Raw genomic sequence first — 21,844 nt, forward strand, 5'->3', positions numbered from 1 at the left:
ATGAAACCAGAAAATAAGCTGTCTCAATCAGTTCAACAATTGGCCAATACAAATGAAGTAACGATCGTTCAAGCAATAGGTGATTTAAGAAAATATGGAAAAGATGCAGTGCCCGTCCTTGTTGAGGCTTTAAAAGAAAAAGGCTCTCTGCGGAACATTGCAGCAGCTGTACTTGGTGAATTTGGAGCAGATGCGGGGGACGCAGCAGAACCGCTAGCTCGGCTATTAGAAAGTGACGAAGAAGATACAAGAATGGCCGCTGCCATGTCACTCATGAGGATTGGGCAACCTAGCTTGCCATTTCTTCTGGCACTGGCTAAACGTTATGAGGGACCTACTTGTTTCTGGGCATCATGGTGTATCTCTTGGATTGATCCATCAAAAATTGAAAAAAACATGTACGAGTGCTTAAAACAAGAACAAGAAAATCCAACAGGCAGCGTCACTCCTTTTGCTGCTGAGGAAGCATTAGGAAAAATCATCGCCTTTCAGCTAAAAGATAAGGGGGATGTATAGTGGGAACGCAGAAACTCAACTGGCCTGAGAATCTTCCTTGGATTTACCCTTCAGATCAAAGGAGTGTACCTAAGGGACAGCATCAGCTTCTTTATTTTTGGTCAGTCAATTGTCCTCATTGTGAAGAATTAACCAATCATATCCTACAACGTGTGAATGAGCTGGGTATTCATTTAACCTGTGTCCATGTTCCATATACAGAAGAGGAAAAATCGGCAGATGTTGTTTCAGAGTATGCAGAGGAAAAGAATATGAACGCTCCTATTGTATTGGATCAAGATTATGAGATTGTTTCAAAGTATAAGATTCAAGGATTACCTAGCTTTTGCCTCTTTGATCAAGAGGGGCAGTTAATAGATCGAAAAATGGGAGATACCGGCTGGGAAAGAATATTGAAAAAGTTAGAAAAACATTCAATTGGATAAACAGTGGAGGAGAGAGTGTTGTTTCAATCAAACAAAGAATTAAAAAGAAACGTCATTTTTTTCGCAGGTGTTGGGACGGTTTTGCTGATTTTAATGATGCTGAAATGGTTGCCGATTTCTGCAGACTGGGAAATAGCGTTGATTTTATTCGGTTTGGGAATTTTGTTTTATTTGAAGCGTGTGCTGCGGGAAGAAGAAAGTCATAAGTCATAAGTATTTAGTATGATACCTAGAATATAGATTCTAGGTTTTTTTATTAAATTTACCTTAAAACGCAAATTTTCTCATGGGGATGGAAACCATTTTTTTAAAAGTGTGGTAGGATAAATATGCTTTATCTTTATATTGTCCGAAGGAGCTGTCGTCTTGAAGGGATCTAGGGTTGAGTTAATTGATAGTTTACGTGGTTTTAGTTTATTAGGTATTTTGATTGTGAATATGCTTAATTTCCAATATGATTATGATTTTGAGAAAATGTTTGATTCGAGTTTTTGGGGACAGGAATTCGGTGTATATGTGACGGAAATTTTGTTCCAAGGGTCTTTTTATCCGATCTTTTCCTTTTTGTTTGGGTATTCTTTTATCAAGCTGATTGAATCGACGAAGGCCAAGGGATTAAATACGAATGCCATTGTCGTTCGCCGTGGTTTTGGTTTGATTGTGCTTGGGATGCTGCATTACATCTTTATTTGGAACGGTGACATTCTTCTTTATTATGGAGCTTGTACGTTTTTCTTGATGATGTTTTTGAGCAGCCGGATTAAAACAATGCTTATTTGGTCGGGTGTGTTAGGTGCGTTGTCATTAGTCGTTTTGCCATACATGATGAAATTTGTTTATGGAACTGATGATTTATTAACCGATGTGTATGCAAAAGGTGATTATGGGGATATTTTGCTCAGCCGGATTACGGTTGAAGACGATATGATGATTGTGACCATGATTCTGGCGATCGTGACCATTACGCTTATGCCGATATTAGGGTTTCTTTTCGGTACGATCATGGTTGGCCCGTTTGCACTGCTTGGCATGGCGATCGGGAAAAAGGGTCATTTGACAGAAGAAGATCGAGGAATGGCTTATCGTAAAGGCTGGGTTTGGATGATTATCATCGGGTTCGTTTTAAAATGTGCGACGTTCATTGATGCTCCTTGGAGTGAATTGGTGATTACGCTGGGTGCCTATGTGCTGACGATTGGGTATATTCAAGCCTTTATTGTTTTCTACTATTCGAAGGCAGCCCAAGGTTTCAAACGCCTGCTTGCAGGGCTTGGCCGTTTGTCTCTCTCAAACTATTTGGCGCAGTCGATTATTTGTACAACGATTTTCTATTCTTATGGACTTGGTCTATTTGGACAATTGGGGTCAATGTTTGGGCTGCTGCTTGCTGTCGGACTGTACACAGCACAGCTGTTCATCAGCTATCTCTATTTGAAAAAATGGAGAAGAGGTCCTGTGGAGTGGCTTATGGGAAAATGGGTATATTGGAAATAAAGCATTTTGTTAAAGAACCGCATGGCTTAAGGGCTGTGCGGTTTTTTATTTTAAAAAAATGAGGAGAACACTTTTTAAAATGCTTGAATATTCTTTTAGTGTGTATATAATGTATATATAGTGTATATACAATATTTTGTTTCAACTATCTGAAAAAAGAGGTTTTTATATGCAAATTACGATTTCAAACCATTCTAAGGAGCCTATCTATGAGCAAATTACGAATCAAATCAAATCGATGATTTTAACGGGTGAGCTTGCGGAAGGTGCAGCGCTGCCGTCTATTCGAAAACTGGCGAAGGATCTACAAATTAGCGTGATTACAACAAAGCGAGCGTATGAAGAGTTAGAGAAGGCGGGATTTATTTATTCGATTGTAGGCAAGGGATCTTTTGTTGCGGAACAAAACCTAGAAGTGATGAGAGAGAAGAAGTTGAAGGTGATCGAGGAACAGCTTGGAGCAGTAGTCACAAACGGGAAAGAATTAGGCTTATCTTTTAATGAATTGCAGCAGTTATTAAAGTTCTTATATGAGGAGTGAGATGAGTGGAGCATGTGATTGAATTCAAAGGAGTATCGAAACGATTCAAGGATTTTTCCGTTCAGGATATTGATTTACAGGTCAAGAAAGGCTTTGTCACAGGGTTTATTGGAGAGAATGGAGCGGGTAAGTCGACCACCATTAAAATGATCATGAATTTGTTAAAACCCGATTCAGGTGACATAAAGGTCTTTGGATTGGATTATCATACTCATGAAAAAGAAATTAAGGAACGAATCGGATTTGTTTACGATGCCAATGTTTTTTTTCCAGGGCTGAATTTAAAGGACATCAAACGGATTGTGGCACCAGCCTATAAACGCTGGGATGACCGGCTTTTTGATCAATATATTGAACAGTTTGGTCTGCCGCTGAATAAAGCGATTAAAACATTTTCAAAAGGGATGCAGATGAAGGCTTCACTAGCGATTGCGCTGTCACATCATGCAGAGCTGATTATCATGGATGAACCAACTGCTGGTTTAGATCCGGTTTTTAGAAGAGAGCTGCTCAGCACGTTACAAGAATTGATGATTGATGGAAATAAGACGATCTTTTTCTCGACGCATGTGACGACTGATTTAGACCGGATTGCGGATTATATTGCGTTTATACAAAATGGAAGATTGGTCTTTCAACATTCGATTCATGAAGTGGCAGAAAGTTATGCGCTTGTGAAAGGGAGCCTGGAGTTGTTGGATCGAGACACAGAAAAGGCCTTTGTCCATATCCAGCGTACAGCAGCCGGATTTGAAGCATTAACCGATCGTGTTGATGAGGTGAAACTTATTTTTGGGGATGCTGTTGTGATTGAACCGGCGTCGCTTGAGGATATCATGTTTTATTTGAAAGGCGGTGTTGCGCATGTTTCATTTAATTAAGCGTGATGTGATTTTGCAAAAGAAGCAGTTACTTATTTTTATTCCGTTTATCTTATTTTTTATTTTCATGGATGTCCATCCAGTATTGACGTTTCTAGTCGCTAGTGTCTTCATTCCATTTAACACATATGCGTATGATGAAAAGGCAGAAACGAATATTCTATTAAACTCCTTGCCCTATACACGTAAAGAAATTATCGCATCACGTTATCTTGGCGCCATTTTCTATATGAGTATTGCGATCGTGCTGACAAGTGCTGCATTATTTGTTTTTGGGAAGCTGTTTTCGCTGTCAGATATTGCGATTGGCAGCGGGTTGTTTTTATTGTTCGCGGCGTGTACGTTTCCATTGTTTTATATCTTAAAGCCTGGTTATATCACAACGGCAGTGATCATTGGCTTTATCGTATTATCTGCTATGGGACCGCCTGTTGTTCTCTATTTGGCAGAGCAATTTAGTGGGATCACTGATTTTATTATGAATTTATCGATCCCTGTTTTATATACGGGGTCAGCTGTGCTGATTATGCTCTTCTACTTGCTGTCTTGGGGACTTTCTACTGTGATTTATCAGAGGAAAGTGTTTTAGGAAAGCAATTGCTGATGTTCCTATAAATTTACAGTTTGAGCTTAGAAGACCGTGTGAGCGGTCTTTTTTTGAAGATTTTTCTGGTTATTGATTATATCAATATAAAAAAATTTGAACTTAATTTTATGTCAGAATATTTTGTTAATAGTGTTTTCCTCAAAAAAACAATTGTTTTTTAAGGGTAGATTTATTATGATAATATACATCGAAAGATTGATGTTTCTCAATCAGAATGAAAATTCTGATTTTTATTTTTTATGTTGTTTTGTTGATGAGGGGGAAGAAAAGTGGCTCAAAAGGAATTAAAGAGAGGGTTAAGTGCCCGCCATATTCAAATGATCGCTCTTGGCGGCACAATCGGTGTTGGCTTATTTATGGGGTCAGCGAAGGCCATTCAGTGGACAGGTCCATCGGTTCTTCTAGCGTACGCAGTGTGTGGTATTTTTATCTTTTTTATTATGCGTGCGATGGGAGAAATGTTATATCTTGAGCCGAGTACAGGGTCATTTGCTACATTCGGGCATCAATATATTCATCCGCTTGCAGGGTATATGACGGCTTGGAGTAACTGGTTCCAGTGGGTCATTGTCGGAATGTCTGAAATTATTGCGGTTGGGGCTTATATGAAATATTGGTTCCCAGAGCTGCCTGCGTGGATTCCAGGGTTAATTGCGATGATCATTTTAGGAGCAGCCAACTTGATTTCGGTTAAGTCGTTCGGTGAATTTGAATTTTGGTTTGCGATGATCAAAATTGTGACAATTATCTTGATGATTATTGCAGGTTTAGGCATTATTTTCTTCGGATTTGGAAATGGCGGAACTCCTATTGGGCTGTCTAACCTTTGGGCGCATGGCGGGTTCTTTACAGGTGGGTTTAGCGGATTCCTGTTTGCGTTGTCTCTAGTCATTGCTGCTTATCAAGGTGTCGAGCTGATTGGGATTACAGCCGGTGAGGCGCAAAATCCTCAAAAGACGCTGACAAATGCCATCAAAAGTATCATCTGGCGTATTTTGATTTTCTATATCGGTGCGATCTTTGTCATTGTGACTGTGTATCCTTGGGATCAGTTGAATACCCTTGGCAGTCCATTTGTGGCGACGTTTGCGAAGATCGGGATTACAGCAGCAGCTGGTATTATTAACTTTGTTGTCATTACAGCAGCGATGTCCGGCTGTAATAGTGGTATTTTCAGTGCGGGACGTATGCTTTATACATTAGGAGTGAATGGGCAGGCGCCTGCTTTCTTTACGAAAATTTCGAAGAACGGTGTACCGTATTTTGGGACATTCGCTGTGCTGATTGGTTTAGCGATAGGAGTGGTCCTGAATTATGTTTCTCCGCCAAACATTTTCGTCTATGTGTATAGTGCGAGCGTCCTTCCTGGGATGGTGCCTTGGTTTGTCATTTTGATTAGTCATATTGGCTTCAGAAAGGCAAAGGGGGCAGCACTTGATCAGCACCCGTTCAAGATGCCGCTAGCACCGTTTTCTAACTATCTTACAATCGGATTTTTATTGATGGTTCTTGTGTTTATGCTCATTAATCAGGATACGCGTATTTCTCTTATTGTAGCAATTGGATTCTTGATTTTAGTGGCACTTAGCTTTTTTGTATTTGGAATTGGAAAACGAAAGCCGATTGAAACAGCTTCTTCTGATCAAACGGTGAAATAATCAAAAGCCTTGCGTGATGGACCGCAAGGCTTTTTTTATTTAGAGTGAAGCTTTTACACGGTTAAAGACATCTGGATAGTTGGTGAAAAGGCCGGTGACGCCGTATTGCAGTAGACGGATCATGTCTGCTTCGCTGTTGACTGTATATGGATGAAGGAGGAGTCCGTGGCTTCTGACCTGCTGGACGTTTTCAGGTGTTAATGCTCTGAAATTCGGTCCAACACCCACGGCGTACGTTTTGATAAAGTCGAGCTGATCGTCTGTGATGGATGTCATTTGGTTTCTGTCTAATAGCTGTACTTTTGGCAGGCGTGGAGCTAATTTCTGCAGCTTTATCAGGCTGTCCTGACTAAAGGATTGTATGATAACCTGCCCTTTTCTTGTGTGTTTCCCAAGAAGATGATGTTTCTTTAAGGCGGCCAATAGTTTTTCTTCCATTTGCGGATAAAGGTCTGGTTTTTTTGTTTCAATATAATAATTCTCTCGTTTTCCGAAATAGCGCAGCACCTCATCTAATGTAAGGACTCTCTGTCCGATATAGTTGGCATTTTGTCTGTCGGGATTGGCTTCGTTAAACCAGGTACCAGCATCAAGCTGTTTGATTTCGGCAAGTGTGAGGTCTTTGACCCAGCCTGTTCCGTTTGTGGTTCGGTCAACGGTTTCATCATGCATCACGATGAGATGTCCATCCTTTGTCATTTGAAGGTCGAGTTCGAGGTAATCTGCATTCATTTTTTTGGCGAGCTTGTAGGAAGCCAGGGTATGCTCTGGTGCATACCCTGATGCTCCGCGGTGTGCAACGGTTAAGATGCGATCTGGAGATAAAAGGTTTTCATGTGCCGATACGGTGGCCGGCACCCACGCAAAAGACAGTAAAGCAAAAGAGAGCAACACGAAAGCAAGTAATCTACTTTTCTTCATATTTTATCCTCCTTTTACGGTAACTGCCTCCATCATAAGAAATAGATGTAAAGAGCATGTTGGGCGGATATGAATCTTTTATGTGATTTTCATTAAGCTTGCTCTACGCGCTTTCCTGTATTCCATGTCATAGCGAGAAAAACAATCGCAAGCACACAAGAACCAACCAGTAAAATGAAGCCTCCTGTCCAGTCATAGTGATCCACGACGACACCCATCATGGCATTGGCAAAGGCAGAGCCGCCAATGTAGCCGAAGAAGCCTGTCAGTCCGGCTGCAGTGCCAGCCGCTTTTTTCGGAGCGAGATCAATGGCTTGAAGTCCAATGAGCATGACAGGTCCGTAAATCAAAAAGCCGATGCTGATAAGGGCAATGTTATCGACCATTGGATTGCCTGCAGGATTTAGCCAGTAAACAAGAACGGCAATTAACACCCCGGCCATAAAGATGACGCCTGCTGGTGCGCGGCGGCTTCTGAAGAACCGGTCACTAATCCAGCCGCACAATAATGTACCGGGAATGCCTGCATATTCATAAAGAAAATAAGACCAGCGTGAATGCTCTGGTGAAAAGCCTTTTGCTTCTGTTAAGTAGGTCGGCGCCCAGTCCACGACACCGTAACGGACGAAGTACACAAAGACGTTGGCAATGGCGATATACCATAGGAATTTATTGTTGAGTACATATTTAAATAAAATTTCTTTCACTGTTAATTCTTTTTCTTGATCCTCATAGTTTTGTGCCGGATAGTCATTTCGATATTCCTCGATTGGCGGAAGACCAGTGGATTGCGGGGTATCCCGTACAAGAAGAATGATCACGAAGGAGACGATAATGGCAATGATGGCAGGGAAGAAAAAGATGCTTTTCCACGTCGCAAACAGTACAATCCCTAATGTGATAAGCGGTGCAAGAATCCCCCCGCCGATATTGTGAGCGACGTTCCAAATGGACATTTTCGTACCACGTTCACTAACCGAAAACCAGTGCGCCATCGTACGTCCGCATGGCGGCCACCCCATGCCTTGAAACCAGCCGTTTAAGAACATGAATAAAAACATGATCCATACACTGGATGTGACCCATGGAAATGAGACAAATAGGATATTGATAAGAGCTGATAAAAAGAGTCCGGCAGCTAAAAAGTATCTGGGGTTACAGCGGTCTGAGATCATCCCCATGATGAATTTACTAAAGCCATAAGCAATGGATACGGCTGCGAGTACAAAGCCTAATTCACTTTTTGTGAACCCCTCTTCCTGTAGATATGGAATAGCAAAAGCGAAATTTTTGCGCAGCAAATAGTAGCCCGCATACCCGATAAAGATGCCTAGAAAGACTTGCAGCCGCAGCCGCTTATACGTCTCGTCTGTTTTGGCATCATCAAGCCTGTCGATATGCGGAGCAGGTTTAAACCATTTGAACATAATGATCCTCCTTTTGTAGATGTCCGATTGACTGAAGCAAAAGTACGAGAATGGCTTTTGATCCTGTACCTTTTCAGAGACAAAAGAATTGTTAGCGCTTTCTTTTGTACTCTCATCATATCGGATGGAAGAGACGTTTATGATGAGGCTTTTGTCATAAATTTGGAAAAATAGTTCATGAAGTAACAAAAAAATCCGCACAATGGCGGATTTTTTCTTAGCGGTTATAGAGAAACATTAATTTTCGCAGATTTCTTTAGTTTTTCAATTTCTTTTTGGACTTCTTTTTGCTTTTCTTGAGATTCTAGCTGTTTTTTAATTTGTGATTTAACCTCTTTGTATTCTGGTGCTTTTTGCTTTTGTTTTTTCATTTGGTCTGCGTATTGATCATAGTACGCTTTGACGTCTTTCTCAGAGACGGAGGCTGATTTGATTTCTTTATCGACATATTGGCTGTATTTGATGCTGTCGGCAATGTCGCTTTTCAGCTGATCCAATGTAAGTCCGCTCTTTTTCAGTGCTTCTTCGAATTGAGCGTTGTCTTTAAACTGTTTCTTTTCTTCCTTTAGCTGCTTATCTACTTCTTTGTCAGAGGCTTTGAAGCCCTTCTTCTCAGCATCTTGCAGGATGAGCTCTTGGCCTACGAGCGCATCAATGGTTTGTTTCTTGACTGCTTTCTCGCCTTCTTTAGAAGTTGGGTCTTGCCCGGACTGCTGAAGCTGGCCTTGGATAGTAGATAAGGCGCTATTGTATTCACTGCCTGTGATTTTGTCTTTGTTGACGGTCGCAACGACCTTTTGATCATCGATTTTTTGTGCGTCTAATTTCTTTTGCATTTCTTCCATTTGCTTTTGCTGTTCTTTTTGATCAGCCTGTGTTGTTTCCTTGTTTTTGGCTGCATCGTTTTGCTTATCTTGTTTGGCATCGTTTGACGAGCAGGCTGCAAGTCCAACAGATAACAAACAAGCGATGAGTGTGTATGATACCTTTTTCATCATTTTCTCTCCCTTCGGTATGAGAACGTCTAGTGCGCATTCTAACCGTTTTTTAGGAAAAATAAAACCGTACAGACGATTTGTTAGCGAATTGACATGTTTTTTATCTGTTTGTCCTCATTTTGTCTTCTGATAGTCATCTCATGACAAACTCAATTGTGGAATAATTGTTCCATCACTTCGTCGATATTGGTGATTGGCTGGCGGCAGCTGTAGTTTTCACAAATATACACGGTGGTTTTGCTATCGATTGTTTTGTAATCTTTTGTAAAGGGCGCGAGCTTCGCTAATTCTTTCCCTGTTTCGGCAGTCAATATGATATCAAATGGCACGAAGCGTTTTTGAAGCGCCTGTAAAAGCTGTTCTTTTTGAGGGTCGCCGTTTTTCCCAAGAATGATGATTTCTCTTTTTGCCGCATATTGACTCAAGAGCCCTTGCAGAAACGCTGTGTGTCCGCTTGGGTAGGAAGAGACATCGACATAAAAGGCTTTGAACATCTGTTCTAATGTTTTCAGCCAGTCTTGACGTCCAGTCATTATGCTTAGCTTCAGAAGCTGGTGGAGTGCGGTGCTGTTACCAGAAGGCATGGCACCGTCGTACACTTCTTTTTCTCGAACGAGGAGCGCTTCCGCGTCTGATCCTGAGAAGAAAAAGCCCCCTTTTTCCTTGTCCCAAAACAGCTCAAACATGTTCTCCGCAATGGCTGTGGCTTTTTCCAGCCAATCTAATTCAAAGGTCGCTTCATATAAAGACATATACGCTTTTAGCATATGCGCATAATCCTCGATAAAGCCGAGATGCTTCACGTCACCTTCTCTATAGCGGACCATAAGCCGCTCATGTTGAACAAGATGTGTTTCTAGAAAAGACATCGCCTGCTGCGCCATAAGAATCGCTTCCTCTGCATCAAAGACCCTTCCTGCTTTGGCGAGGGCTGCGATCATCAGCGCATTCCAAGATGTGAGCACTTTGTCATCTACAAGCGGCGCAGGTCGCTGCTGTCTGACTGATTGTAAAATGTGTCGGGCTTCTTGCAGCTTGGAATGAAGTGTATGGTCATCAATTGAAAAAGAGGTTTTGATGTCCTCAAAAGAGGTGGAAATGGTATGAGGGATGTTTTCCCCTTCAAAATTCCCCTCTTCTGTGATGTGATAGACTTCGCAAAATAAAGCGCCAAGTTCCTCTCCTAAATGGGTGATGATCTCATCCTTTGACCAGACGTAATATTGTCCTTCTTTCCCTTCGGAATCTGCGTCTATCGCTGAATGAAAGGAGCCGCCTGGATTCATCATATCTTGTTTAATAAATTGAATCAGACGTCGGACAAGCTTTTCATACTCAGGTTTTGAGGTGAGCTGATACGCTTCTGTGTAAGCTTCCAGCAGCAAGGCGTTATCATACAGCATCTTTTCAAAATGAGGCACCAGCCATTTTTCATCCGTCGAATAACGAGAAAAGCCCGACCCAATATGGTCGTATATACCGCCATTTGCCATCCCATCTAACGTTTTCGTGACCGCATATAGCGCATTCTCCTGCCCCGTCCATTCGTAATAGCGCATCAGAAATGAGAGCATATGAGGTGCAGGAAATTTCGGGGCGGAGGCGAATCCGCCATACAGTGTATCAAAGCTGTTTATGAGCTGATAATAGGCTTTGTGAATTGCCTCTTGAGACAGCGTATTTTCTGTCTGCCCTGCTGCTTTAATCCGCAGATTATTTGTCGCTTTCTCTGCCAATGATTCAATATGATCTCGGTCGTTATGGTACGCATCCAGCAATTGTGTGAGTGCCTCGATGAAGCCAGGACGCCCGTACGCACTTCTTTTTGGAAAATACGTCCCCGCATAAAAAGGCTTTTGATCCGGCGTGACAAACACGTTGAGCGGCCAGCCGCCTTGCCCCGTCATCATCTGACAAACAGACATATACATAGAGTCGATGTCTGGACGCTCCTCACGATCGACTTTGATTGAAATAAAATGCTCATTTAAGATGTCAGCGACTTGTTGATCTTCAAAGCTTTCGTGTGCCATGACGTGGCACCAATGGCAAGTGGCGTAGCCAATGCTGACAAGCACAGGTTTATTTTCACGTTTGGCTTTATCGAACGCTTCTTGCCCCCACGGGTACCAGTGTACTGGGTTGTGAGCGTGCTGAAGGAGATACGGTGATTTTTCATGGATGAGCGGGTTGGGTGTTTGGTTGTTTGGCATGGGATCACCTTCCTTTCTAAATGTTTTTTAGTATTCTCTTTTCTCTATTTAATATATCAGATTGCTGTTGCCCGTCATCATTTGTCTGTGAGGTATTCCCAAAATGAAAAAAATCAAGGGCTATAAACCCTTGATAGCTACATCAATCGTAATGCTTTAACAAGATGGCTGAATTATGTCCTCCAAAACCAAAAGAATTGGATAGCCCATATTTCAATGAAAGCTCTCTCGCTTCTAATACAACATCTAAGTTGCAGTCTGGATCTTGATTCTCTACATTAATAGTTGGCGGAATCATTCCTCGTCTCAAACTTTCCACTAAAGCAATGGCTTCTACTCCGCCGGCAGCACCAAACATGTGCCCAGTCATTGACTTGTTTGCCGTTGTTGGAATTTCACCTGAACGATCACCAAATAATTTTTTAATCGCTAGAACTTCTGAACGATCACCTACTTGTGTACTTGTTGCATGAGCACTAATAACATCAATTTCATCTGTTGATATGTTTGCACTTCTCAATGCTTTTTTCATGGCTAAGTAGGCACCCTTACCTTCTGGGTGTGATGCTACCATATGATGAGCATCTGAACTAGCTCCGTATCCCACTACTTCACATAATATCGGTGCATCTCTAAGAATCGCGTTTTCTAATGATTCTAATACTAAGATACCTGCGCCTTCACTCATCACAAAACCATCTCTATCTGTATCGAATGGACGGCTGGCTAGGCTTGGCTCTTGGTTTCTAGTAGATAGTGCATGTGCGTTTCCAAAACTGGCCAAAGATATTTGTGAGATGGCAGCTTCTGCTCCACCGGCAAATATAATATCTGCATCATCATTTCGGATCGCATTGAAAGCTTCACCAATAGAGGTGTTCCCAATAGAACAAGCTGTGACTGGTGACAATGATGGCCCTTGTGCCCCTAATCTTATGCTGATTTGGGCCGCAGCCGCATTTTAAATCATCATGGGGACAAGGCTGGGGCTTACTCTTGAGGGGCCTCGTTTATCTAATACATTCACTTGATCAACAAGCGATTGGATTCCCCCGATTCCTGAACCAACATATACGCCTAAACGTTCAAGATCAACTTGATCTAACTGTAATTGTGAATTTTCTAATGCTTGTTCGGCTGCTGCTAAGGCAAACTGACTAAAACGATCTAATCGTTTTGCTTCTTTTCTTCCCAATATTTTATCTGCATCGAAATCACGAACGATTCCAGCTATTTTTGTTTTATAATCAGTTGTATCAAAAGAATCAATGAGAGATATTCCCGATTGTCCTTTTATTAGTTGATTCCAAAAGCTATTCACATCATTTCCCAGTGGAGAAATAACTCCCATTCCAGTAATGACAACTCTTTTCATGATCATTCCCTCCTTGTTTTTATTAACTTTAGCCATTGTGTTATCCTATTACAAGTTGTTGTTTATCCTAGTATAATTAATAATATTTTAAAGGGAGATCTTCATGAAACCTGAAACTAGACTTCAAGCTTTATCAGAATTTCTAAAGAATCAACGTTCGAAAATCACTCCTCAAATGGTTGGTTTACCTGTAGGAACCCGCAGAAGAACACCAGGACTAAGAAGAGAAGAAGTGGCTCAACTAGCCGGTGTGAGTCTTACTTGGTATACATGGTTAGAGCAAGGCAGAGATATAAAAGTATCTACTTCGGTATTAGATGCGATTTCTCGAGCATTACAATTAAATAACGATGAAAGGAGATATTTGTACGCTTTAGCGTTAGAGGAAGGAGTGAAACAATCCTTTATCATTGAGAATGAGAAGGAAATCAGTCCGGCTTTAGTGAAAATGTTGCAGGAGCTTCGTTATTGCCCAACGATTATATCTGATAGAAGAAGTCAAATTGTTGGGTGGAATCAAGCAGCAGCTAATGTATTTTTGGACTTTGAACAAATCATCCCGTCAGAAAGGAATATCATACGCTTACTATTCGCAAGAAAGGAATTTAAAAGTCTAGCCGTGAATTGGGAGCATTTTGTTAGAGGATATATTGCCATATTTAGAACGTATTATGGACAGTATGTAGCTGATGACTGGTATGAGCAATTTATAGAAGAAATGGAGCAGGCATATCCTGAGTTTCGTAAAATTTGGAATGAAAATGAGATCAGCTATGCGCCTGAAGTATTAATTGAATTTCGTCATGCTAAGGCAGGTAAAATGTTGTTTAACCTCACTTCATTACAAGTGTATGGGGATACTGATTTAAGATGCAGTGTCTATACTCCAGTTGAGGATACTGATACGGAGCTTAAGTTGAAACGTTTAATTGAAGGCTAGGTTTCATTTGGATGAAGTTATTATGGCCATTAAATATAAAATAGATCCTATGCCGTCAGCGACAAGTGGGCATAACCGATGCTGATAAGCACTGGTTTATTTTCACGTTTGGCTTTGTCGAAGTCTATTTGCCCCCCAAGCCTATAACGTTTCTGGTAAATGGTGTTTATACATCTCAATAGCATCTGTATGTTCTTTTAAAACGCTCATTGTTTTTGGATGTGGTTTAACATATATCAAAGGATAGTCGACTTCATCTAATTCTTGTTGAGTATGAAAAGCTAATCTTTCATGATCAAGTGAGAATTGAGCATCAATTCCTGTTTTGTTGCCGCGAGAGTCTAATCGAATCCATTTATTAAGTGAATGAAAAAATACAGCATTTAATGCGTGAATACAATATCCTTTATCTGGCGTATCGAACAACATTAACCGCTGGTAACAGAAACCTGTGGGTATTCCTTGTGAGCGCAATAGAGCAGCTAATAGGTTGGACTTTGCATAGCAAATTCCCTCTTTATAAGTTAATACCTCAGATGCATGACAAGTCACTCGTTTGGATTGGATATCCCATGTATGGGGAATTTCATCTCGAACAAACTCAGAGGCTGCTTTTGCTTTTTCTATTTCTGTCTGCAAAGGGTTGAAAAGTTCATTTGATTTTGCTCGAATAAGAGGATGAGAATAATCAACTTCAGCTAGTTCACATAAATAATCATCAAAATTTTTAGATTCACATGTCAAGTTCATGATAGTGTCTCCTTTTCTCTATACTTTTACCGCAGGAGGTCTATTTCTTCACCAACACATATTGTAAGTTTTCTAACTCAAACATATCAATCAGTTCATTGATGTCTTTAAAATAGATATGTTTTCCAAACCGTTTTTTGCTTAGGTCAATTTCTACATCCAATCGATCATCCTTTTCTTTCGTTTCGAGTTCATTTAGACAAGAATAGATTTCGATGGTTTCTCCTTTTGAAAGCTCTTTTTCAATGAATTTAAAAAGTGCACGAAGAGAATGAATGATGTCTAATTCATAAACAAAAGGATGCGTGAATTTGTTTCTTACCGTTTCATAGAAAGGATCTAAATTATCAATGTGAATGCCTTCGAAATCCTCTTCTGTTTCGAATACTTCTATCAAAGGATCTTCTTTTTGATAGGTTTTGTGCTTTTTTTGTTTTTGATCAAACAATTTGATATTGAGTTCAGAGAGTGGTTTATAGGTAGGATTTTGACCAATGGTCCCAAGCGGCAGTTCTTTGTTTGATCCAATATAATGCTGTAAAGTCATAAGTTTCCCTCTTTTCTTTCAATGATTTCTCGTTCGTTGATTATTTTCTTTTTATCAATAAATGGTGGAATGTGCAATTATTTTCACATACGTTCTCTACAAAAGAGAAGGACAAGTCGTTTGACTAAATACCTCTTAGGGTATACTATCTGTTCATAGGAATTCAATAGAAAGGGGTACTTGCGAATGGAATATAATCAGCAGATGAAGAATCGTCTTCGCCGGATTGAGGGGCAGATTAAAGGGGTTCTTGCGATGATGGAGCAGGGAAAGGATTGCCGCGAGGTGGTGACGCAGCTGTCTGCATCACGCAATGCCATTGATCGTGCAATGGGTGTGATTGTGAGTACAAATCTTGAACAATGTGTCCGTGAAAGTCTTGAACAAGGCAAGGATACGGAGGGTCTTGTGAAAGAAGCGGTTGAGCTATTGGTGAAAAGCCGGTAAGAAATTCATCAGCCTTTGGAGGTTGACGGATTTTTTTACTTGTTATAATATACCCTTACCGGTATATGTATATATTTTTTATTTTATATATACCCCCAAGGGTAATTGAAAAAGGAGGAGCAGAATGGAAGAACAGAAAAAACGCACGACGATTGTGCTATTTAGTGGAGACTATGATAAAGCGATGGCGGCTTATATTATCGCCAATGGTGCAGCGGCCTATGATCATGAGGTGACGATTTTTCATACGTTTTGGGGGCTGAATGCCTTGCGCAAGGATGAGATGGTGCCAATGAAAAAAGGTTTTTTAGAAAAAATGTTTGGCAAGATGATGCCGCGCGGGGCTGATCGAATGGGCATTTCAAAGATGAATTTTGCTGGAATGGGCCCAAAGATGATTAAGCACGTGATCAAAAAGCACAATGCCATGACTTTGCCGCAGCTTATTGATATGGCGAAGGAACAGGAGATTAACCTCGTGGCATGTACAATGACGATGGACCTTTTAGGATTGCAGGAGAAAGAATTATTAGATGATATTCAATATGCTGGTGTGGCGGCGTATTTAGCTGAGGCTGAAATTGGGAATGTGAATTTATTTATCTAGTGAGGTGTTAACACATGATTCAAACACTTTTGATCATCATCGTCATTGGTTTGCTGGTGAGCCGTTTTCTTCCTGTAAAGGGTGTAAAACAAATTGATGCAGCCGATATGAAACCTCAATTGCGTAGACAGCATCAACAACTGATTGACGTTCGGTCTCCTGTAGAATTTCAAACAGACCATATTAAAGGATTTCGCAACATCCCATTACCTCAGCTAAAAGAACGAGCAAATCAGCTTGCGAAAGACAAAGAGGTCTATGTGATATGCCAAAGCGGGATGAGAAGTATGCAGGCAGCTAAAATATTGAAGAAGCAAGGATTTACACAAATTATGAATATCAAGGGTGGCATGAATGCTTGGCATTAAGTATGTATAAAATATACCCCCACCCCTATATGAAGGAGGACATCACGTGCAGCAACCAACTGTCATTTTAGATGCAAAAGGATTGGCATGTCCGATGCCGATTGTGAAAACAAAAAAACAAATGAATGAGCTATTACCAGGAGACGTGCTTGAGGTGCAAGCTACCGATAAAGGATCAGCAGCGGATCTAGCGGCATGGTCAAAGAGTGCCGGCCACGAATTTTTAGGAACAAAAGTAGAAGGACAGGTGCTTCATCATTTGATACGTAAAGGTGGAGTGCAAGAGAAAGAAGGGGAGTCAATGATTTCGGAAATGCCTTTGAATACGTTCCAACAGAAGGTAAAAGAAGATCAATCTTTGTTTATTTTAGATGTACGAGAACTGGATGAATACGAGGCGGGGCATATTCCAGGAGCTGTTCACATCCCTCTTGGAGAAGTCGAACACCGTGCAGAAGAATTGAGCCAGGATACGCTTATTTACCTCATCTGTCATTCAGGCAGAAGAAGTGAATTAGCCGCGCAAAAGTTAAAAGAAAAAGGATTTCAACAATTAGTGAATATAGTGCCAGGCATGAACAGCTGGACAGGAGAGATTGAAAAATAGGAGCTGAATAAAACGATGTCTGTAAAAGAAATGACAGCAGAACAGTTAACAAAAAAGATTATCAACAAAGAGCCCATCTTTTTGTTAGATGTACGAAACGAATCAGATGTACAGGACTGGAAGATTGAAGGAAAAGCCGTTGATTATATCAATGTGCCTTACTTTGAGCTTCTTGATGGCGTAGAGGATATGGTCGAGAAAGTACCAACAGACCGAGAAGTGCTCGTTGTGTGTGCCAAAGAGGGCTCCTCTATTATGGTGGCGGAGATGCTGTCAGAGGCGGGCAGAACGGTCAGTTATTTACAAGGTGGTATGAAGGCATGGAGTGAGCATGTCGAGCCAGTGAAGATTGGTGATTTAAGCGGCGGTGGAGAGCTGTATCAATTTGTACGGATGGGCAAAGGGTGTCTGTCCTATATGATCATGTCCAATGGAGAAGCTGCGGTTGTGGATGCTGCTCGAATGACGGAGGTCTATATCGATTTTGCGAAAAAGCATGATGTTTCGGTGGCGCATGTGCTGGATACTCACCTTCATGCGGACCATATTTCTGGTGGGAAAAAACTAGCTGATCAGACAGGAGCTGCTTACTGGCTGCCACCAAAAGATGCAGAAGAGGTAACCTTTGAGTACAAACATCTTGAAGAAGGACAGCGGATAACGATTGGAACAGCTTCCATCGACATTCAACCCATTTATTCCCCGGGACATACGATCGGCTCAACATCTTTTATCGTAGACAATCAATTTCTTCTTTCAGGTGATATTTTGTTCGTTGATTCCATCGGAAGACCTGATCTCGCTGGACTGGCGGAGGACTGGGTAGGTGATTTGAGAGAAACACTTTATGACCGATATATGGCGCTTTCGAAAGAATTAATTGTTTTACCTGCGCATTTCATGATCATGGAAGAAGTGAATGAAGACGGAAGCGTTTGGAAGGAACTTGGCGTTCTATTTGAAGAAAATCATGGACTGAACATTAAAGACGAAGATGCATTTAGACAAATGGTCACGAAGAATCTTCCTGCACAGCCAAATGCCTATCAAGACATCCGGTATACCAATATGGGGAAATTGACTCCAGACGATGAAGAGCAGCGGGAAATGGAAATTGGTCCAAACCGTTGTGCGATTCGGTAATGTCCAATAAAATAAGAAAAGAGGAACGATCAAATGACATCTGATCAACTATTAGACGTAACAGGGCTTGCATGCCCAATGCCGATTATTCGAACGAAGAAAAAAATGAACGACTTGGCGAAAGGTCAAGTTTTAGAAATACATGCAACAGATAAAGGGGCTAAAGCTGACTTGGCCGCATGGGCGAAGTCAAGCGGACATGAATTGATCGCGCAGACAGAAGAAGGTCACGTGCTGAAGTTCTGGGTGAGAAAAGGGTCCTAAAGGATGTAGGGGTATCTGCTGAAGATCCCCTTTTCCTTTTGCAAAGGAGGAGACCAGCGTGGATTTTGCGTTATTGATTACACTTTTTATCATCGGATGTATTGGTTCCTTCTTATCAGGAATGGTGGGGATTGGGGGATCTGTGATCAACTATCCCATGCTGCTTTATATCCCGCCTCTTTTTGGTGTGATGGCACTATCAGCACACGAGGTATCAGGGATTGGCGCCATTCAAGTGCTTTTTTCGACGCTGGGTGGTGTACTCGCTTATCGGAAAAGCGGATTTTTACATCGCTCGCTGATTTTATATATGGGAAGCAGTATATTGGCGGGCAGCTTATTAGGCAGTTATGTATCACATTTTATGCCGGAAAAAGGAATGAACCTTATCTATGGATTACTCGCCATTGTGGCGGTTATTCTCATGTTGATTCCGAAAAAAGGACAGCGTGCAGACGCAGAGGGAGAAGTTACTTTTCATAAAGGGCTGGCATCAGCTATTGCCTTTGTGATTGGCAGTGTTTCCGGGGTATTAGGTGCAGGCGGCGCATTTATTTTAGTGCCTGTGATGCTGTCTATTTTAAAAATTCCTGTACGGATGACGATTGCATCGTCACTTGCGATTACGTTTCTTTCTGCGATAGGCGCATCGACTGGAAAGGTATTGACGGGTCAGGTCATGCTTCTTCCTGCGATTGTGCTGATGGCGGCAAGTTTGGTGGCAGCTCCGATTGGTGCGAAGGTCGGTCAGAAAATCAACGCCGTCTACTTGCAATGGGCACTTGCTGTAATGATTACAGCGATAGCGGTCAAAATTTGGCTGGATATTTTATAAAGAAAAGACCAACAGAGCAAACATGTTGGTCTTTTTTATTTGACGTCATCGTGCTCGATATACGTTTCTAGTGCGGGGTGATACTCTTTTTGATAATGAAGGTTGGGACATGTTTTCACGACTTTGCCTTGCAGGGCATTGGACTTTGAGACTTCTAATGCTGTTCTACATTTAGGGCAGCGTTCGGCAAAGAATGAGGGCCAGCGTTTCATATATCACCACTCCAGTTAAAGTCTTAAAAACCGATTATATTAATAAGAATTATAGGGGATCGTGCAGGTGAGGTCAATGGGTGTTTGGGTCTTTTTAACAAAAAAAGAAGCATCATGAGAGATGCTTCTTATTGTTTATATTCTTAATAGGCTTTCGCCCAGAACACCATATCAGATGCAGGTTTTCCGCAGCAGACACATGTGTCAGAAATGGTTTCCTGTTCGAATGGAATACAGCGTGAGGTCGCACCTGTTCTTTCTTTAATGTCGTTTTCACAGGCTTCATCACCGCACCACATGGCTTTAATCAATCGGTTTTCTGCCGCAAGAATTTGCTCGATATCTTCGATTGTGTGGGCGTGTGATGTCTTTTCATGTAATCGTTCTTTCGCTTTTTCGTACATCGTCCGCTGGATGTCTTCAAGCGTTGCTGTGATGGTTTGTTCAAGTGCATCTAACGTGACAGCTTGCTTTTCACCAGTGTCTCGTCGTGCGAGCATTACTTGTCCTTTTTCGATGTCCTTTGGTCCTACTTCTACACGTAGCGGAATACCCTGCATTTCACATTCGTTGAATTTCCAGCCTGGCTGTTTATCGCTTGCATCGATGTCAGCACGTGCGATGCGGGCGAGGCGATCCTTCAATTCGTAGGCATGATCCAGTACCCCTTCTTTATGAGAAGCGATTGGCACGATACGCACTTGGGTTGGCGCAATATTTGGCGGGAGGACGAGCCCTCTGTCATCGCCATGCACCATGATCATAGCGCCGATAATTCTTGTTGTGAAACCCCAAGAGGTTTGCTGGACATGCTCTAGTTTTCCTTCACGGTTTAAGAATTCGATGCCAAATGCTTTGGCAAATCCGTTCCCGAAGAAATGAGAAGTGGCCGTTTGAAGCGCTTTTCCGTCATGCATCAAGCTTTCAACCGTATAGGTGAAGCGAGCGCCGGCGAATTTTTCCTTCTCTGTTTTTCTCCCTTTAATGACAGGAATGGCAAGGAGATCTTCGCAAAGAGAAGCGTAAGTGTGAAGCATTCTTTCTGTTTCTTCAATTGCTTCTTGCTCAGTCTCATGGCACGTGTGTCCCTCCTGCCATAGGAATTCAAGGGTTCTAAGGAAGGGACGTGTTGTTTTTTCCCATCGGACGACATTGGCCCATTGGTTATATAGCTTTGGTAAATCGCGGTAGGAATGAATAATGTTTTTGTAATGCTCAGCGAACAGCACTTCAGAGGTTGGTCTGACGCAGAGCCTTTCTTGTAATTCGGATTCACCGCCATGTGTGACCCACGCCACTTCAGGAGCAAAGCCTTCGATATGATCTTTTTCCTGCTGCAGCAGGCTCTCTGGGATAAAGAGAGGCATATAGACATTCTCATGACCCGTTTCTTTAATCTGGCGGTCAAGTTCGTCGCGAATATTCTCCCAGATTTTAAAGCCGTACGGCTGAATGATCATACTGCCTCTTACGCTTGAATAATCGACGAGCCGCGCCTTTGTGACAACATCTGTATACCACTGGGCAAAGTCGTCTTCCATGCTTGTAATTTTCTCAACAAATTGTTTTTTTGACATTGCAGGTTCCTCCTTTTTTAAAACAAAAAAGCTGTACTTTAAGTTAGGGACCATTCCTGGTGGTACCACCCTAATTTAAAGCACAGCTTTACACTCAATCATGATAACGGTATGAACCGCTGTATGAAACAGAACTAAATCGGCAGGTTCACTTGAAGATGTCAGTAGGAACTTCTCAGCACCGTTCCCTCTCTGTTAAAGATCGATTCAAGCTACTATTCCAGATCTACGTTGATCCTTGTTCGTTGATTTTTCATCAGTTTACCTGTAAATGGGGGAGAAAGCAAGCTGTTCTGATTCCTTTTACAGCGCCTTTTGTTTAGGTAACGGAATGGCAGTATTTTTCTATTTTTACAGCTTGCGAGTTATGTAAGGCTGTGCTAATATATGTGAAGAAAAAAATAGACTTGTATAACCTCAATAATATGGTTTGAGGGTTTCTACCAGGATCCGATAAATCCTGATTACAAAAGCGCGCTTTCCTTTTTTGT

24 protein-coding genes, 2 pseudogenes and 1 riboswitch are annotated in these 21,844 nt (G+C 41.6%); of the genes and pseudogenes, 16 read left to right on the forward strand and 10 right to left on the reverse strand.

Annotated features, from left to right (window positions below):
* The 8 genes from NSQ34_RS01150 to NSQ34_RS01185 all read left to right on the forward strand — a co-directional run bounded on the left by NSQ34_RS01150 (nt 1) and on the right by NSQ34_RS01185 (nt 6,122).
* Nucleotides 1-516 carry a HEAT repeat domain-containing protein gene (locus tag NSQ34_RS01150; protein ID WP_061110467.1) on the forward strand — a complete coding sequence of 172 codons (516 nt, stop codon included), beginning with the start codon at nt 1-3 and terminating at the stop codon, nt 514-516.
* Nucleotides 516-941 (forward strand): TlpA disulfide reductase family protein, encoded by a 426-nt coding sequence (locus NSQ34_RS01155; protein ID WP_061110466.1) that lies wholly within the window; start codon nt 516-518, stop codon nt 939-941. The genes NSQ34_RS01150 and NSQ34_RS01155 overlap by 1 nt, the downstream gene beginning before the upstream one ends.
* Before the next feature lie 15 nt (nt 942-956).
* Nucleotides 957-1,154, forward strand: coding sequence for a hypothetical protein (locus NSQ34_RS01160; protein ID WP_268480607.1), 198 nt, complete (start codon nt 957-959; stop codon nt 1,152-1,154).
* Nucleotides 1,155-1,307: 153 nt separating this feature from the next.
* Nucleotides 1,308-2,435, forward strand: a complete 1,128-nt coding sequence (locus NSQ34_RS01165; RefSeq protein WP_120208514.1) for a DUF418 domain-containing protein — start codon at nt 1,308-1,310, stop codon at nt 2,433-2,435.
* A gap of 169 nt (nt 2,436-2,604) precedes the next feature.
* Entirely contained in the window at nt 2,605-2,976 is a 372-nt protein-coding gene (locus NSQ34_RS01170) for a GntR family transcriptional regulator (protein WP_268480609.1), read from the forward strand.
* A gap of 5 nt (nt 2,977-2,981) precedes the next feature.
* Entirely contained in the window at nt 2,982-3,857 is an 876-nt protein-coding gene (locus NSQ34_RS01175; RefSeq protein WP_342467324.1) for an ABC transporter ATP-binding protein, read from the forward strand.
* On the forward strand, nt 3,841-4,446 hold the full coding sequence (locus NSQ34_RS01180; RefSeq protein WP_144472700.1) for an ABC-2 transporter permease: 606 nt from the start codon (nt 3,841-3,843) through the stop codon (nt 4,444-4,446). The genes NSQ34_RS01175 and NSQ34_RS01180 overlap by 17 nt, the downstream gene beginning before the upstream one ends.
* Nucleotides 4,447-4,733: 287 nt before the next feature.
* Nucleotides 4,734-6,122, forward strand: a complete 1,389-nt coding sequence (locus NSQ34_RS01185; RefSeq protein WP_041115338.1) for an amino acid permease — start codon at nt 4,734-4,736, stop codon at nt 6,120-6,122.
* Nucleotides 6,123-6,161: 39 nt separating this feature from the next.
* On the opposite strand, the gene NSQ34_RS01190 is transcribed toward NSQ34_RS01185, so the two are convergent.
* The 6 genes and pseudogenes from NSQ34_RS01190 to fabF all read right to left on the reverse strand — a co-directional run bounded on the left by NSQ34_RS01190 (nt 6,162) and on the right by fabF (nt 13,056).
* Nucleotides 6,162-7,043 carry a glycerophosphodiester phosphodiesterase gene (locus NSQ34_RS01190; RefSeq protein WP_081123908.1) on the reverse strand — a complete coding sequence of 294 codons (882 nt, stop codon included), beginning with the start codon at nt 7,041-7,043 and terminating at the stop codon, nt 6,162-6,164.
* Between the two features lie 92 nt (nt 7,044-7,135).
* Nucleotides 7,136-8,470 (reverse strand): glycerol-3-phosphate transporter, encoded by a 1,335-nt coding sequence (glpT, locus tag NSQ34_RS01195; RefSeq protein ID WP_024424430.1) that lies wholly within the window; start codon nt 8,468-8,470, stop codon nt 7,136-7,138.
* 224 nt (nt 8,471-8,694) lie between these two features.
* Nucleotides 8,695-9,465, reverse strand: a complete 771-nt coding sequence (locus NSQ34_RS01200) for a SurA N-terminal domain-containing protein (protein ID WP_039176104.1) — start codon at nt 9,463-9,465, stop codon at nt 8,695-8,697.
* A gap of 152 nt (nt 9,466-9,617) precedes the next feature.
* Nucleotides 9,618-11,042: a thioredoxin domain-containing protein gene (locus NSQ34_RS01205; RefSeq protein ID WP_342501078.1), complete on the reverse strand. Its 1,425-nt coding sequence runs from the start codon at nt 11,040-11,042 to the stop codon at nt 9,618-9,620.
* A 147-nt stretch (nt 11,043-11,189) separates the two neighbouring features.
* Nucleotides 11,190-11,681, reverse strand: a pseudogene (locus NSQ34_RS01210) (thioredoxin domain-containing protein); the annotation flags it as partial.
* Between the two features lie 142 nt (nt 11,682-11,823).
* Nucleotides 11,824-13,056 (reverse strand): annotated as a pseudogene (fabF, locus tag NSQ34_RS01215) (beta-ketoacyl-ACP synthase II).
* Nucleotides 13,057-13,159: 103 nt separating this feature from the next.
* Here fabF and NSQ34_RS01220 point away from each other — a divergent pair.
* Complete coding sequence (locus tag NSQ34_RS01220; protein WP_059374499.1) at nt 13,160-13,996, forward strand: helix-turn-helix transcriptional regulator; 837 nt, start codon at nt 13,160-13,162, stop codon at nt 13,994-13,996.
* A 141-nt stretch (nt 13,997-14,137) separates the two neighbouring features.
* On the opposite strand, the gene NSQ34_RS01225 is transcribed toward NSQ34_RS01220, so the two are convergent.
* Complete coding sequence (locus NSQ34_RS01225; RefSeq protein ID WP_059374500.1) at nt 14,138-14,746, reverse strand: transglutaminase family protein; 609 nt, start codon at nt 14,744-14,746, stop codon at nt 14,138-14,140.
* A 40-nt stretch (nt 14,747-14,786) separates the two neighbouring features.
* On the reverse strand, nt 14,787-15,293 hold the full coding sequence (locus NSQ34_RS01230) for a hypothetical protein (RefSeq protein ID WP_339208773.1): 507 nt from the start codon (nt 15,291-15,293) through the stop codon (nt 14,787-14,789).
* Nucleotides 15,294-15,479: 186 nt separating this feature from the next.
* On the opposite strand from NSQ34_RS01230, the gene NSQ34_RS01235 reads away from it, so the two are divergent.
* The 7 genes from NSQ34_RS01235 to NSQ34_RS01265 all read left to right on the forward strand — a co-directional run bounded on the left by NSQ34_RS01235 (nt 15,480) and on the right by NSQ34_RS01265 (nt 19,564).
* On the forward strand, nt 15,480-15,740 hold the full coding sequence (locus NSQ34_RS01235) for a metal-sensitive transcriptional regulator (protein WP_003217059.1): 261 nt from the start codon (nt 15,480-15,482) through the stop codon (nt 15,738-15,740).
* Nucleotides 15,741-15,864: 124 nt separating this feature from the next.
* Complete coding sequence (locus NSQ34_RS01240; protein WP_041088802.1) at nt 15,865-16,347, forward strand: DsrE/DsrF/DrsH-like family protein; 483 nt, start codon at nt 15,865-15,867, stop codon at nt 16,345-16,347.
* A 14-nt stretch (nt 16,348-16,361) separates the two neighbouring features.
* Nucleotides 16,362-16,715, forward strand: a complete 354-nt coding sequence (locus NSQ34_RS01245) for a rhodanese-like domain-containing protein (protein WP_059374504.1) — start codon at nt 16,362-16,364, stop codon at nt 16,713-16,715.
* A 46-nt stretch (nt 16,716-16,761) separates the two neighbouring features.
* Nucleotides 16,762-17,322, forward strand: coding sequence for a sulfurtransferase TusA family protein (locus NSQ34_RS01250; RefSeq protein WP_106025747.1), 561 nt, complete (start codon nt 16,762-16,764; stop codon nt 17,320-17,322).
* A 15-nt stretch (nt 17,323-17,337) separates the two neighbouring features.
* Complete coding sequence (locus tag NSQ34_RS01255) at nt 17,338-18,465, forward strand: MBL fold metallo-hydrolase (protein WP_342501010.1); 1,128 nt, start codon at nt 17,338-17,340, stop codon at nt 18,463-18,465.
* Nucleotides 18,466-18,498: 33 nt separating this feature from the next.
* Complete coding sequence (locus NSQ34_RS01260; protein WP_342501011.1) at nt 18,499-18,729, forward strand: sulfurtransferase TusA family protein; 231 nt, start codon at nt 18,499-18,501, stop codon at nt 18,727-18,729.
* Between the two features lie 58 nt (nt 18,730-18,787).
* On the forward strand, nt 18,788-19,564 hold the full coding sequence (locus NSQ34_RS01265; protein ID WP_061110448.1) for a sulfite exporter TauE/SafE family protein: 777 nt from the start codon (nt 18,788-18,790) through the stop codon (nt 19,562-19,564).
* 35 nt (nt 19,565-19,599) lie between these two features.
* On the opposite strand, the gene NSQ34_RS01270 is transcribed toward NSQ34_RS01265, so the two are convergent.
* The gene (locus NSQ34_RS01270; RefSeq protein WP_164512187.1) at nt 19,600-19,776 is read right to left on the reverse strand and encodes a hypothetical protein; all 177 of its coding nucleotides are present in this window, start codon (nt 19,774-19,776) and stop codon (nt 19,600-19,602) included.
* Nucleotides 19,777-19,919: 143 nt separating this feature from the next.
* On the reverse strand, nt 19,920-21,353 hold the full coding sequence (proS, locus tag NSQ34_RS01275; protein WP_176967366.1) for a proline--tRNA ligase: 1,434 nt from the start codon (nt 21,351-21,353) through the stop codon (nt 19,920-19,922).
* A gap of 387 nt (nt 21,354-21,740) precedes the next feature.
* Nucleotides 21,741-21,840: riboswitch (purine riboswitch) on the forward strand.
* Nucleotides 21,841-21,844 lie beyond the last annotated feature (4 nt).

It is taken from the genome of Bacillus sp. FSL P2-0069 (assembly GCF_038593315.1).
Taxonomy (GTDB): domain Bacteria; phylum Bacillota; class Bacilli; order Bacillales; family Bacillaceae; genus Bacillus; species Bacillus safensis.